The organism is Streptomyces alkaliterrae, assembly GCF_007097205.2.
GTDB lineage: Bacteria > Actinomycetota > Actinomycetes > Streptomycetales > Streptomycetaceae > Streptomyces > Streptomyces alkaliterrae.
The window spans coordinates 1-12,932 of record NZ_VJYK02000158.1; the positions used below are offsets into that span (position 1 = coordinate 1).

Here is a 12,932-nt window from a genome sequence, read left to right on the forward strand (position 1 = left end):
ACACGCGTAAGATCGTCGGCAGCGTCAGATGGGTATAAGAGACAGGTGCGGGTGCGGTACCGGTTCGGTACGCCCGCCCGGCCGGAGCGGCATGCTCCGGCCGGGCGCGTGGCGGACCGTCTCGAGTCGCCGCCCGCCGCCGGGGGCGGACCGGTCAGGGGCGGCGCAGGGCGTCGGCGCCGCCGGGGCCGGTCAGCAGCGACTGGACGCCGTCGACGTCCGGGCGCGCGCCCGTGCCCTCCTCGGTCTCCGACTCCAGCAGGTGCTTGCCGAGCAGCCCGGGGTCGGGCAGCTCCATCGGGTACTCGCCGTCGAAGCAGGCCCGGCAGAGGTTCGGCTTGGCGATCGTGGTGGCCTCGATCATCCCGTCGATGGAGATGTAGGCGAGGGAGTCGGCGCCGAGGGAGGTGCCGATCTGTTCGACGCTGAGCCCGTTGGCGATCAGTTCCGCGCGGGTGGCGAAGTCGATGCCGAAGAAGCAGGGCCACTTGATGGGCGGCGAGGAGATCCGGATGTGCACCTCGGCGGCGCCCGCCTCGCGCAGCATCCGCACCAGGGCGCGCTGGGTGTTGCCGCGGACGATGGAGTCGTCCACGACGACCAGCCGCTTGCCCTTGATGACTTCCTTCAGCGGGTTCAGCTTGAGCCGGATGCCGAGCTGGCGGATGGTCTGCGAGGGCTGGATGAAGGTGCGTCCGACGTAGCTGTTCTTCACCAGGCCGGTGCCGAAGGGGATGCCGCTGGCCTCGGCGTAGCCGACGGCGGCGGGGGTGCCGGACTCCGGTGTGGCTATCACCAGGTCGGCGTCGGCGGGGGCTTCGGCGGCGAGCCTGCGGCCCATCTCCACGCGGGAGAGGTAGACGTTGCGACCGGCGATGTCGGTGTCGGGGCGCGCGAGGTAGACGTACTCGAAGACGCAGCCCTTCGGCTTTGCCTCGGCGAACGTGCTGGAGCGCAGCCCGTTCTCGTCGATGGCGATCATCTCGCCGGGTTCGATCTCCCGGATGACGGAGGCGCCGACGATGTCGAGGGCGGCGGTCTCGCTGGCGACCACCCAGCCGCGCTCCAGCCGGCCCAGGACCAGCGGGCGGATGCCCTGCGGGTCGCGGGCGGCGTACAGCGTGTGCTCGTCCATGAAGACGAACGAGAAGGCGCCCTTGACCTGCGGCAGCACCTTGGCGGCCGACTCCTCGACGGTGAGCGGCTTGCCGTCGTCGTCGGTCTGGCCGGCCAGCAGGGCGGTCACCAGGTCGGTGTCGTTGGTCGCGGCGACCTGGTTGGCCCGGCCGCTGCCGTGGCCGCCCTTGAGGTCGGCGACCAGTTCGGCGAGTTCGGCGGTGTTGACCAGGTTGCCGTTGTGGCCGAGCGCGATCGAGCCGTGGCCGGTCGCGCGGAACGTCGGCTGGGCGTTCTCCCAGACCGAGGCGCCGGTCGTCGAGTAGCGGGCGTGGCCCACCGCGATGTGGCCGCGGAGGGAGCCGAGGGAGGTCTCGTCGAAGACCTGGGAGACCAGGCCCATGTCCTTGAAGACGAGGATCTGCGAGCCGTTGCTCACCGCGATGCCCGCGGACTCCTGTCCTCGGTGCTGCAACGCGTACAGTCCGAAATAGGCGAGTTTGGCGACCTCTTCGCCCGGCGCCCAGACTCCGAAGACGCCGCAAGCGTCCTGGGGGCCCTTCTCACCGGGGAGCAGGTCGTGGTTGAGTCGTCCGTCACCACGTGGCACGTCTTCGAGTCTAGACCGGTCGTCGGCGCCGGCAGAACCCGGGAGCCGCGCCTACCGCGCTGACCTGCGGAATATCCGATTCCTACGAGAGGTACGTCACCGGCGCTCCGTGGCTTTCACCAGCACCAGGCCAGCGCCGTGACGGACGGCGACGGCCCTCCCCACCCGCAGCGACGAACGCGCACCGCTCAGCGCATGATCGGCAGGTGTTCCGCGAGGTTCGCGCGCTGTCCGCTGGCGGCGACCGCGCCGGCCGCGACGGCGCGTTCCCAGGTGACCCGGCCCGTGGCCAGCCGCAGCCAGGTCAGCGGGTCGGTCTCCACGGTGTTGGGCGGCGTTCCCCTGGTGTGGCGGGGCCCGTGCACGCACTGGACGACGGCGAACGGCGGCACCCGGACCTCGACCGAGCCGCCGGGGGCGCGCACCGCGAGGGTGTCGGCGAGCAGCCGCACGCTGGTGGCCAGCGCGTACCTGTCGAGTGTGACCGGGCGGCGCACCGCCCTGGCCAGGTCGTCGGAGTGCACGACCAGCTCGATCAGCCGGGTGAGGGCGAAGTCGAGCGCCCGCATCGCGCCGAAGCGGTGCGGCAGCAGCACGTCCTCGCTGACAGCCGTCTCCAGTACCGGGTCGAGTTCGGCGATGGCGTCGTCGATGGCCGCCGCCGGGTCCTTGACGCGGGCGGCCTCGTCCTGGGTGCGGCGGTCCAGTTCGGCGGCGATGTCGCCGGTGGCGCCCGCCCAGTCCGGTACCCCGACCTCGGGGCGCTGGGCGGCCGGCGCGGGTTCGGCGAGCAGCCTGGGCAGCGCGTCGATCTGGGTGGCGACGTGGGTCAGCAGCCGGTGGACGTCCCAGCCGGGCAGTCCGGTGGGGAGCTGGAGCTGGTCGGGGGTCAGTCCGTGCGCGGCCGTACGGACGTTCTCCACCTGGGCGACGAGCGCGTTGCGCACCCGGGTGGGCTCGTAACCACGGCTTCTGCGTCGTACGGGAGGCATGGCAGGAGGGTAACGGGCTCGTAGCGGCTTTCCGTGTCCATAGGCGTGGGCCCGTCGTTGTGCCAGGATTCCGGCATGGGTATCGCTGATCGCCACCTCGCCGACGACGAGGAACTGGTGTACTCCACCAGGCAGCACTGGACCGAGATGGTGAGCGAGTTCATCCTGCTCTGCTTGGTGTGGATCATCGCGGGCGCGCTGCTGTGGGTGGTCCCCAGCGGTGAGGACTGGACCGCCGCCGCGCGCTACGTGGTGTTGGGCGCCGCGGTGGTGGCGTCGCTGTGGCTGTGGCTGATCCCGCTGCTGAAGTGGCGCAGCACGGTCTACATCCTCACCACCAAGCGCATCCACAAGCGCAGCGGCTTCCTGACGAAGGCCGGTCGCAGCATCCCGCTGACGCGGGTGAACGACGTGTCGTTCAAGGCGTCACTGTGGGAGCGGATCATGCGCTACGGCACGCTGAACATCCAGTCCGCGTCGGAGCAGGGCATGATGACGCTGAAGCACGTGCCGGACCCGGAGGGCTTCAAGTCGCTGATCTACCGGCAGATCGACGAGGAGCAGCAGCGCGGCCAGGCACCGTACGGCCAGCCCGGCCCCTACGGCCAGCCCGGCCCCTACGGCCAGCCGGGCGGCATGATGCCGCCGGCGTACTGATCCATCTCTTCCGAACGGTCCGAACGAAAGCGTCGGGGCGGTCTCCTCTGAAGGAGACCGCCCCGACGTCGTGTTCGTCAGGCGAAGAGCGCCGGCAGCGTGGCCTCGTGGGCCTCGCGCAGCTCGGCCAGCGGCAGCGAGAACTGCCCCTGGAGCTCGATCGTGTCCCCGTCGACGACGCCGATGCGGGTGGCGGGCAGGCCGCGCGCGCCGCACATGTCGTTGAAGCGGACCTCCTCGCTGCGCGGGACGGACACCACGGCCCGTCCCTGCGACTCGGAGAACAGGAACACAAACGGGTCGATGCCGTCGGGCACGACCAGCCGTGCGCCCTTGCCGCCGCGCAGGCAGGACTCGGTGACGGCCTGGATCAGTCCGCCGTCGCTGAGGTCGTGCGCGGCGTCGATCATGCCGTCACGGGAGGCGGAGATCAGGATCTCCGCGAGCAGCCGCTCCCGCTCCAGGTCGACCTCGGGCGGCAGTCCGCCGAGGTGGTCGTGGATCACCTGGGACCAGGCGGACCCGCCCAGTTCCTCGCGGGTGTCGCCGAGCAGGTAGAGGAGCTGGCCCTCCTCCGCGAACGCCATGGGCGTGCGGCGGGTGACGTCGTCGATGACGCCGAGCACGCCGACGACTGGCGTCGGGTGGATGGCGAGGTCGCCGGTCTGGTTGTAGAGGGAGACGTTGCCGCCGGTGACCGGGGTGCCGAGCTGCCGGCAGGCGTCGGCGAGGCCGCGGGTGGCCTCGGCGAACTGCCACATGGCGGCCGGGTCCTCGGGCGAGCCGAAGTTGAGGCAGTCGGTGACGGCCAGCGGCTTGGCGCCGGTCGCGGCGACGTTGCGGTACGACTCGGCCAGCGCGAGCTGCGCGCCGGTGTACGGGTCGAGCTTGGCGTAGCGGCCGTTGCCGTCGGTGGCGACGGCGACACCGAGGTTGGTGTTGTCGTCGATCCGGATGACGCCGCCGTCCTCGGGCATGGCGAGCACGGTGTTGCCGAGCACGTAGCGGTCGTACTGGTCGGTGATCCACTCCTTGGAGGCCTGGTTCGGCGAGGCGACCAGGCGGAGGACCTGTTCGCGCAGCTCCTCGGGGGTGGCCGGCCGGGGCAGCTTGGCCGCGTCGTCCGCCTGGAGGGCGTCCTGCCACTCGGGGCGGGCGTAGGGCCGCTGGTAGACCGGGCCGTCGTGGGCGACCGAGCGCGGCGGGACGTCGACGATCTGCTCGCCGTGCCAGTAGATCTCCAGCCGGTCGCCGTCGGTGACCTCACCGATGACGGTGGCGATGACGTCCCACTTCTCGCAGATCTCCAGGAAGCGGTCGACCTTGTCGGGCTCGACGACCGCGCACATGCGCTCCTGCGACTCGCTCATGAGGATCTCCTCCGGCGAGAGCGTGTTGTCGCGCAGCGGCACGGTGTCCAGCTCGACGCGCATGCCGCCGGAACCGGCGGAGGCCAGCTCGCTGGTGGCGCAGGAGAGCCCGGCGCCGCCGAGGTCCTGGATGCCGGCGACCAGCTTCTCCCGGAAGATCTCCAGGGTGCACTCGATGAGCAGCTTCTCCTGGAACGGGTCGCCGACCTGCACGGCGGGCCGCTTGGCGGGACCCTCGGCGTCGAAGGTCTCGGAGGCGAGCACGGAGACGCCGCCGATGCCGTCGCCGCCGGTGCGGGCGCCGTAGAGGATGACCTTGTTGCCGACGCCGGAGGCCTTGGCCAGGTGGATGTCCTCGTGCTTCATGACGCCGACGCACAGGGCGTTGACCAGCGGGTTGCCCTGGTAGCAGGGGTCGAAGACGACCTCGCCGCCGATGTTGGGCAGGCCCAGGCAGTTGCCGTAGCCGCCGATGCCGGCGACGACGCCGGGCAGCACGCGCCGGGTGTCGGGGTGGTCGGCGGCGCCGAACCGCAGCGGGTCCATGACGGCGACCGGGCGGGCGCCCATGGCGAGGATGTCGCGCACGATGCCGCCGATGCCGGTGGCCGCGCCCTGGTAGGGCTCGATGTACGACGGGTGGTTGTGGGACTCGACCTTGAAGGTCACCGCGTAGCCCTGGCCGACGTCGACGACACCGGCGTTCTCGCCGATGCCGACGAGCATGGCGTCGGACTCGGGGGCCTTCTCGCCGAACTGCTTGAGGTGGACCTTGCTGGACTTGTACGAGCAGTGCTCGGACCACATGACCGAGTACATCGCCAGCTCCGCGCCGGTGGGGCGGCGGCCGAGGATCTCCCGGATGCGGTCGTACTCGTCCTCCTTGAGGCCGAGTTCCGACCAGGGCTGCTCGGTGTCCGGCGTCTTCGCCGCGTGCTCGGTGGTGTCCAGGTGGCGCTTGTCGTCTGTCATCAGGCGTTGACCAGCTTCTTGATCGCCGAGGTGAAGAATCCGAGGCCGTCGGTGGTGGGGCCGGTCAGGGCCTCCACGGCATGCTCGGGGTGCGGCATGAGGCCGACGACGTTGCCGGCCGCGTTGGTGATGCCGGCGATGTCGCGGCGGGAGCCGTTGGGGTTGACGTCGAGGTAGCGGAAAACGACCCGCCCCTCGGCCTCCAGCTCGTCCAGGGTGCGCTCGTCGGCGACGTAGCCGCCCTCGCCGTTCTTCAGCGGAACGGTGATCTCCTGACCGGCCGCGTAGTCGGACGTCCACGCGGTGTTGTTGTTCTCCACCCGCAGACGCTGGTCGCGGCAGATGAAGTGCAGGTGGTCGTTACGGGTGAGCGCGCCGGGCAGCAGGTGGGATTCACAGAGCACCTGGAAGCCGTTGCAGATACCCAGAACGGGCATTCCGGCCTTGGCCTGTTCGATGATCGTGCTCATCACCGGGGAGAAGCGGGCGATGGCCCCGCAGCGCAGATAGTCGCCGTAGCTGAATCCACCGGGCAGGACAACCGCGTCGACCTGGTGGAGGTCTTTGTCGCGATGCCAGAGCGAAACCGGCTCACCGCCGGCGAGCCGGACGGCGCGAAGCGCGTCCTGATCGTCCAGCGATCCCGGAAATGTGACTACTCCGATACGCGTTGTCATGCCGTCGCCGTCTCTTCGACGCGAACGGTGAAGTCCTCGATCACGGTGTTGGCGAGGAAGGTCTCGGCGAGCTCGTTGACGCGGGCGAGCACGGCGTCGTCGACCGGGCCCTCCACCTCGAGCTCGAACCGCTTCCCCTGACGGACGTCCGCGATGCCCTCGAACCCGAGGCGCGGCAGCGCACGCTGCACCGCCTGACCCTGGGGGTCGAGGATCTCCGGCTTGAGCATGACGTCGACTACGACGCGAGCCACAGGTACTCCCGGTGATGTTGTTGCTTGGCTGCCCATGGCCTCGTTCGCCTCGGGGCGCGGCGCCCGTCGGTTCCCTCGGCTGCCCGTTCAGCGTACCCGGCTGAAAATTCTACGCGGGTAGATATACACTGCCTCTCATCACGGTCGGATATCGGCGTGAGAAAACCTCTGCCCGGAAGCGGCGGAGAAACGTAGAGTCCCGATTGCGACCGGGTAGCTTCGTGAAGCGGGGGCGAAGCGTGCACGACGCGCGGTGGAAGAATTCCCCACCAAGCGATGCCATGATTGCCCCGTAGCAGAACAGAATAGGGCGGAGACCGAACCTGAAGGTCGCCGTCACCGCACCTCAGCGTGGCTGACCGGCCCCCGGGAACTCGGGAACCGGTCCTCCCGAAAGGACGATATCCGTGGCACAGCGCGTCGTGGTAACTCTCGCCGACGACATCGATGGCGGCGAAGCGGCCGAAACGGTCATCTTCGCCCTCGACGGCAAGGCCTACGAGATCGACCTGAGCAAGGACAACGCGAAGAAACTGCGCGGCGCCCTCGCCCCCTACGTGCGGGCCGGCCGCAAGCAGGCCAGGTCCGGCAAGACCTACACCCGCACCTCCGTGGCACCCGACCCGCGCGCCGTCCGCGCCTGGGCACTCTCCAACGGCTACGAGGTGCCGGCCAGGGGCCGCATCCCCAGCCGCGTCTACGAGGCCTTCCGCGCCGCCGGCTGACCCGCCGCGACGACCTGCTCGCGACCGCCTCGCGGCCGCCGGCAGAGCCGACTTGCACAGCACCCCCGGTGATCCGCTAGAGTCTGGAGCACACCGCGAGGGCGGGCCGGCCGCAAGGCAGAATCGGCCCGAAGTCGCAGGTCATGCGGGTGTAGCTCAGTAGTAGAGCGCCCCCTTTCCAAGGGGGAGGCGCAGTGTGCGATCCCTGTCACCCGCTCTGACCACTCTGACTGTCCGAATGGATCAGGTAGAGTGTCTTCCGCACCGTCGGCGAGAGCCGTTCGGAGCGTTTGCGGACGTAGCTCAGTTGGTAGAGCGCAACCTTGCCAAGGTTGAGGTCGCGAGTTCGAGCCTCGTCGTCCGCTCAGTGAGAGAAACCCGGTCCTCCGCGGACCGGGTTTCCTGCTTTTCCGCCGCTTCGAGAACGAACACCGCCGCGCCTACTGACATTTGTCATCACGGCTGGTGACAGCCCGCACTGCCGCCCGCGCTTCCCCGCCGCGATGATCGTCCTATGGACATCGGGGAGACAGTGATCGAGACGACCGGGCTGCGCCGCAGGTACGGCCCGGAGGGTGACGGCGGCTTCGAGGCGGTACGCGGCGTCGACCTGCGGGTGGCGCGCGGCGAGCTCTTCGCGCTGCTCGGGGTGAACGGCGCCGGCAAGACCTCCACCCTCGAACTGCTGGAGGGCCTGGAACGCCCCACCGCCGGCACCGTGCGGGTACTCGGCCACGACCCGTACCGCGACCGCGCCCTGGTCCGCCCCCGCACCGGCATCATGCTCCAGGCCGGCGGCTTCCCCGCAGAGCTGACCGTGCTGGAGACCGCCCGCATGTGGATCGGCACCCACCCCGGCGCCACCCGGCCACTGGACGAGGTGCTGGCGGCCGTCGGGCTCGCCGACCGCCGCCGAGTGCGGGTCAAGCAGCTGTCCGGCGGCGAGAAGCGCCGGCTCGACCTGGCCATGGCCCTCGTCGGACGCCCCGAGGTGCTGTTCCTCGACGAGCCGACGACCGGCATGGACGCCGAAGGCCGCCAGGCCACCTGGGAACTGGTTCGCGAACTGCGCGCCGCCGGCACCACCGTGCTGCTGACCACCCACTACCTGGAGGAGGCCGAGCAGCTGGCCGACCGGCTGGCGATCATGCGCGCCGGCCGCGTCGAGATCACCGGCAGCCCGGCGGAGGTCACCGCCACCCGGCCCGCCCGCGTCCGCTTCCGGCTGCCGGACGACGTGTCGCCGGCCCGACTGCCGCTGGCCCTGCCGGCCGCCGCCGAGGGCGACCGGATCGAGATCCGCACCCAGGACGTCCAGGGGGCGCTCACCACCCTGCTGCTGTGGGCCAGGGACGAACGGGTCGAGCTCCTCGACCTCGACGCCCGCTCGGCCACCCTCGAGGAGGCGTTCCTCGCCCTGGCCAGGCAGGACGGTGGTGCCACCGACGAGCCGGCGGCGACCAGCGGGGTGGCGGCGTGACGAGCACGACCGGGACCAGAGGCACGGACAACGGCACGGGGGAGACGGCCATGACCACCACGAACGACGCCCGCACCACAGCGACGACCGGACGCGGCAGCGGCGGCGGCCGGGCGGCCGCCACCCGCATCGCCGCCCTGGGCAGGGCCGAACTGACCCTGCTGCTGCGCAACAAGACGATGCTGTTCACCGCGCTGCTGCTGCCGGCGCTGGTCACCTTCGGGATGCGCGGCGTCGTCGGCCAGATGGGCGACGGCCTCGGCGACGTGGGCCTGACCGTCGGCACGGTCCTCGTCCCCGCCTCGGTGGGCTTCGTACTGCTCTTCGCCGTGTACTCCAACCTCGTCGGCACCTACGTCGTCCGCCGCGAGGAACTGGTGCTCAAGCGACTGCGCACCGGCTCCGCGACGGACACCGAGATCCTGGTCGCGGCGGCGCTGCCGTCGGTGGTCATCTCCGTCGTGCAGTGCGCGGTACTACTGGCGTGCGGCGCCCTCGTGCTCGACCTGGAGGCACCGCGCCGACCGGACCTGCTGCTCCTCGGCCTGCTCCTCGGTACGGTCACGATGGCCGCGCTGGCCGCCTTCTCCGCCGCGTTCACCTCCTCCGCCGAGGCCGCGCAGCTCACGCCGATGCCGCTGATGCTCGTCTCGTTCGCCGGATCGGGTCTGATGATCCCGCTCGAGCTGTTCCCCGACCGGATCGCCGACATCTGCCGACTCCTCCCGCTCACCGGCCCGATGGAACTGGTACGCGGCGGATGGACGGGCTCGCTCGGCGGCGCCGACATGCTGAAGGCGCTGGCGGTCAGCGTCGGTTGGACCGCGCTGTCGGTGTACGCCGTCCGCCGCTGGTTCCGCTGGGACCCGCGCCGCTGAAGGCACCGGCGCGGGCGGCATGCCCGCGCCGGTGGCAGACTCGACACCGGTCGCCGGTCGCCGGTCGCTACGAGGGGAGAAGGATGGCGGCGAGAAGCCTCAACAACTGGTGGCGGCGCCACAGCAACGCCGACCGGGTGGAGCTGTACACCCGGTGGAGCCTCTGCTCCTTCGGACTGGCCGAGTTCCTGGTCGTCCTCTCGCTCGTCCGCGTGGCCGGCCCCGGCTGGGCGGTGGCACTCCTGCTCGCCCTCTACGCCGCCCATTCACTCGCGGTCGCCGTCTGCTGCCACCGCTCACTGGACTGGCTGCTGGACCGCCGCCCGCGTCCGCGCGGCTGGCGCACGGCGACGGCGGCGCTGACCGGACTGCTCGTCGCCACGGCGTTCACCCTTCGGGCACTCGACCTGAGCGCGGACCCGCTGGTGTTCGGTCCGCTGCTCGCCCTGGCGCTGGCGAACGGGTTGATGGCCCTGCTGATGCACGTGCCCGCCCTGCGCTCGACCGCGCTGGTCCTCCTCGTCTGCCCCGGCGTCGGAGTCGGCACCTACCTCGCGTCCGGCTCGATGCGGGAGGCCGCGGCCGTCACCATCATGACCTCCTGCGGCGCGCTCGCCCTCGCCCTCACCGGCCGAGTCTCCGCGTGGATGCTCGGCGTCATGCTCGAACTCGACGCCGGACGGCACGCCCAGGCCCGGCTCGCCGTCGCCGAGGAGCGGCTGCGCTTCGGGCGCGATCTGCACGACGTGCTCGGGCGCAACCTCACGGTGATCGCGCTGAAGAGCGAGCTGGCCGTGCAGCTCGCGCAACGCGGCCGACCGGAGGCGGTGGCGCAGATGGTCGAGGTGCAGGAGGTCACCCGCCGGTCGCAGCGGGAGCTGCGGGAGGTCGTGCGCGGCTACCGCGAGGCCGGGCTGCGGAACGAACTCGCCGGCGCCGGCAGCGTGCTGCGCGCGGCGGGCATCGACTACGTCAGCGACGCCGAGCGGGTGGAGCGGCTGCCCGCGCCCGCGCAGTCCGCACTGGGCTGGGTGGTCCGGGAGGCGGCCACCAACGTACTGCGCCACTCCGACGCCTCCCGCTGCGAGATCACGCTGCGGATCACCGAGGACGGGCCGGCGACCGCCGTGCTCCGCGTCCGCAACAACGGGGCGCGCGGCGGCCGCGGCGGCGGCAGCGGCAGCGGCCTGGCCGGACTGCGGGAACGCCTGGCCGGCGTCGGCGGCACCCTCACCACGACCACCGGAAGCGAGGACGGGGAAGCGATGTTCGAACTGCGGGCGGCGGTACCGCTCGACGAGGGGACCACGCCCCGGGAGCCAGTGGGCGCCGAAGCCCGCACCGACGCCCGCACCGACGCCCGCACCGAGGCCGACGCCGAAGGCCGCACCGAGGCCGACGCCGAAGGCCGGAGCGAGGAGGTCGCCAGATGAGCCGTCCCGCCGACCGGCCCCCGCTTCGGGTGCTGCTCGCCGACGACGAGCACCTGATCCGCGGCGCGCTGGCCGCGCTGCTCGCGCTGGAGGACGACCTGGTGGTCGTCGCCGAGGCCGCCACCGGGCCCGAGGCCATGGCGATGGCCCGCGCGCACCGGCCCGACGTCGCCGTGCTCGACCTGAACATGCCCGGCGCGGACGGCATCGAGGTGGTGACGGCGCTGCGCCGGGAGGTGCCCGAGTGCGCGGCCATGATCGTCACCGGGCACGGCCGCCCCGGCCACCTCAAGCAAGCGCTCAGCGCCGGGGCTCGCGGCTTCCTGCCGAAGACCGTCTCGGCACAGCGGCTCGCCGAGATCATCCGGGCCGTGCACGACGGCAACCGGTACGTCGACCCGGAGCTGGCCGCCGAGGCGATCAGCGCCGGAGACTCCCCGCTGACCGCCCGCGAGACCGAGCTGCTGGAGTTGGCCGGCGACGGCGCCACGATCGCAGAGATCGCACGCCGGGCGGCCCTGGCCCCGGGAACCGTACGGAACTACCTCTCCGCCGCGGCGGCCAAGCTCGGCGCCGAGAACCGGCACGTCGCGGCGCGCACGGCCCGCGAGCGCGGCTGGATCGCGTGAGACCGGTCACTGCCCACCGGAAACGGTCCGGACACCCCCGCCGATTGGCTATAGTGGACGACGCACAGCGCGTGCGGACGTAGCTCAGTTGGTAGAGCGCAACCTTGCCAAGGTTGAGGTCGCGAGTTCGAGCCTCGTCGTCCGCTCCATTCCGAGGGCCCGACCGGTGACGGTCGGGCCCTCGGCGTTTCCGGAACCTCGGCGTTTCCGGGCCCTCCGTCGGCCACCGGTCATACGGTATGACGGCCCCTGTGGACAGCCCACTACGCAGTGTGTGTCCGGGGCACTACTCTGGCCGAACTGATCAGACCCGACCGCCACTCCCCCGGTTCCCGACCCCGTCCACCCTGGAGTTGCCTTGGCCTGTGACCTGTGGCTTGTCCCGCTCGTCGACGTGCTGTGCCACAGCCCCGACAACCCGTTCGCCGAAGAGATCGCCGCCTACGACAAGGCCCTGGGCGCGGCCGGGCTGCCACCGGTGCCGGTCTACGGCTACATGCCGGGGCTCTCCGGCGACGTCGCCCCGGTGGCCGGCTTCGACTACGACGCGCTGCACCTGTTGCGCCGCGCGCACATGCTCCGGCTGTGCGGGCTGGAGCTGACCCCGGCGGAGCAGGCCGTGGGCGACTACCAGGAGTTGCTGGAGATGTTCGAACCGACGGCTCAGCAGTCGCACCTGGTGTGGCACTACGACCACGCCGGCGCCTACGTGCCGGTCGACTTCGCCGCCCCGCTCAGCAACGCCGAACTGCTGGAGGGCGGGGGCCCGCTGGGCTCCAGCCACGGACTACTGCGCGAACTGGAGGAGGTGGCGCCGTCGTTGGGCATCGACCCGGCGAACCCGCCGGCGGCGCCGCTCCCGCCGGACCGGCCGACCACCCTGGAGGAGCCCGCCGCCTCCGCTCCGCAGGACGCCGGGCCCTACGCCCGGGAGCGGCACGTCTGGCTGGGGCTGCACGCCGCCGCGACCCGCAGCCTCGCCCAGGGCTCGATGATCCTCTTCTCCTGAAGGGGCCCGGCCCGGGCCCGCGCCGGGCCTGCGACCCGACGGCTCAGCGGGGGCTCCAGCCACGGACTACTGCGCGAACTGGAGGAGGTGGCGCCGTCGTTGGGCATCGACCCGGCGAACCCGCCGGCGG

General features: G+C 71.4%; 12 protein-coding genes and 3 tRNA genes. 10 read left to right on the plus strand and 5 right to left on the minus strand.

Going from position 1 to position 12,932, the window contains the following annotated elements; translation table 11 throughout:
- Nucleotides 1-154: 154 nt before the first annotated feature.
- Together purF and FNX44_RS15760 are read right to left on the minus strand one after the other, a co-directional pair.
- Nucleotides 155-1,726: an amidophosphoribosyltransferase gene (gene purF, locus FNX44_RS15755; RefSeq protein WP_143648886.1), complete on the minus strand. Its 1,572-nt coding sequence runs from the start codon at nt 1,724-1,726 to the stop codon at nt 155-157.
- Nucleotides 1,727-1,914: 188 nt separating this feature from the next.
- Entirely contained in the window at nt 1,915-2,718 is an 804-nt protein-coding gene (locus FNX44_RS15760) for a maleylpyruvate isomerase family mycothiol-dependent enzyme (protein WP_143648887.1), read from the minus strand.
- 75 nt (nt 2,719-2,793) lie between these two features.
- Here FNX44_RS15760 and FNX44_RS15765 point away from each other — a divergent pair, with 75 nt between their 5' ends.
- Complete coding sequence (locus FNX44_RS15765) at nt 2,794-3,375, plus strand: PH domain-containing protein (RefSeq protein WP_143648888.1); 582 nt, start codon at nt 2,794-2,796, stop codon at nt 3,373-3,375.
- A gap of 77 nt (nt 3,376-3,452) precedes the next feature.
- Here FNX44_RS15765 and purL read toward each other — a convergent pair whose 3' ends face one another.
- From purL to purS, 3 genes are read right to left on the minus strand one after another with little or no spacing between them, the layout of a single operon-like run.
- Nucleotides 3,453-5,717: a phosphoribosylformylglycinamidine synthase subunit PurL gene (purL, locus tag FNX44_RS15770; RefSeq protein WP_143648889.1), complete on the minus strand. Its 2,265-nt coding sequence runs from the start codon at nt 5,715-5,717 to the stop codon at nt 3,453-3,455.
- Nucleotides 5,717-6,394, minus strand: a complete 678-nt coding sequence (gene purQ / locus FNX44_RS15775) for a phosphoribosylformylglycinamidine synthase subunit PurQ (protein ID WP_143648890.1) — start codon at nt 6,392-6,394, stop codon at nt 5,717-5,719. The genes purL and purQ overlap by 1 nt, the downstream gene beginning before the upstream one ends.
- A complete protein-coding gene (purS, locus tag FNX44_RS15780) occupies nt 6,391-6,648 on the minus strand; it encodes a phosphoribosylformylglycinamidine synthase subunit PurS (protein ID WP_143648891.1) in 258 nt (85 codons plus the stop codon). Before purS ends, purQ begins: the two co-directional genes overlap by 4 nt.
- Nucleotides 6,649-7,055: 407 nt before the next feature.
- Here purS and FNX44_RS15785 point away from each other — a divergent pair, with 407 nt between their 5' ends.
- From FNX44_RS15785 to FNX44_RS15825, 9 genes are all read left to right on the plus strand, one after another.
- Nucleotides 7,056-7,373, plus strand: a complete 318-nt coding sequence (locus FNX44_RS15785) for a histone-like nucleoid-structuring protein Lsr2 (RefSeq protein ID WP_143648892.1) — start codon at nt 7,056-7,058, stop codon at nt 7,371-7,373.
- A 145-nt stretch (nt 7,374-7,518) separates the two neighbouring features.
- A tRNA-Gly gene (locus FNX44_RS15790) sits at nt 7,519-7,590 on the plus strand.
- Between the two features lie 75 nt (nt 7,591-7,665).
- Nucleotides 7,666-7,738, plus strand: a tRNA-Gly gene (locus FNX44_RS15795).
- 149 nt (nt 7,739-7,887) lie between these two features.
- A complete protein-coding gene (locus tag FNX44_RS15800) occupies nt 7,888-8,853 on the plus strand; it encodes an ABC transporter ATP-binding protein (RefSeq protein WP_143648893.1) in 966 nt (321 codons plus the stop codon).
- 50 nt (nt 8,854-8,903) lie between these two features.
- Nucleotides 8,904-9,731: an ABC transporter permease gene (locus FNX44_RS15805; protein WP_143648894.1), complete on the plus strand. Its 828-nt coding sequence runs from the start codon at nt 8,904-8,906 to the stop codon at nt 9,729-9,731.
- An 83-nt stretch (nt 9,732-9,814) separates the two neighbouring features.
- A complete protein-coding gene (locus FNX44_RS15810) occupies nt 9,815-11,164 on the plus strand; it encodes a sensor histidine kinase (RefSeq protein WP_181356431.1) in 1,350 nt (449 codons plus the stop codon).
- Nucleotides 11,161-11,793 (plus strand): response regulator transcription factor, encoded by a 633-nt coding sequence (locus FNX44_RS15815; protein WP_143648895.1) that lies wholly within the window; start codon nt 11,161-11,163, stop codon nt 11,791-11,793. Before FNX44_RS15810 ends, FNX44_RS15815 begins: the two co-directional genes overlap by 4 nt.
- 73 nt (nt 11,794-11,866) lie before the next feature.
- Nucleotides 11,867-11,942 (plus strand) — tRNA-Gly (locus FNX44_RS15820).
- 209 nt (nt 11,943-12,151) lie between these two features.
- Complete coding sequence (locus FNX44_RS15825; protein WP_143648896.1) at nt 12,152-12,802, plus strand: putative DNA-mimic protein; 651 nt, start codon at nt 12,152-12,154, stop codon at nt 12,800-12,802.
- Nucleotides 12,803-12,932 lie beyond the last annotated feature (130 nt).

Bases quoted from the DNA above. Each gene is read 5' to 3' on its own strand.
- FNX44_RS15815 (WP_143648895.1), top strand. From the start codon at position 11,161: ATGAGCCGTCCCGCCGACCGGCCCCCGCTTCGGGTGCTGCTCGCCGAC.
- FNX44_RS15810 (WP_181356431.1), top strand. From the start codon at position 9,815: ATGGCGGCGAGAAGCCTCAACAACTGGTGGCGGCGCCACAGCAACGCC.
- purQ (WP_143648890.1), bottom strand. From the start codon at position 6,394: ATGACAACGCGTATCGGAGTAGTCACATTTCCGGGATCGCTGGACGAT.
- FNX44_RS15800 (WP_143648893.1), top strand. From the start codon at position 7,888: ATGGACATCGGGGAGACAGTGATCGAGACGACCGGGCTGCGCCGCAGG.
- purL (WP_143648889.1), bottom strand. From the start codon at position 5,717: ATGACAGACGACAAGCGCCACCTGGACACCACCGAGCACGCGGCGAAG.
- FNX44_RS15760 (WP_143648887.1), bottom strand. From the start codon at position 2,718: ATGCCTCCCGTACGACGCAGAAGCCGTGGTTACGAGCCCACCCGGGTG.
- FNX44_RS15805 (WP_143648894.1), top strand. From the start codon at position 8,904: ATGACCACCACGAACGACGCCCGCACCACAGCGACGACCGGACGCGGC.
- FNX44_RS15765 (WP_143648888.1), top strand. From the start codon at position 2,794: ATGGGTATCGCTGATCGCCACCTCGCCGACGACGAGGAACTGGTGTAC.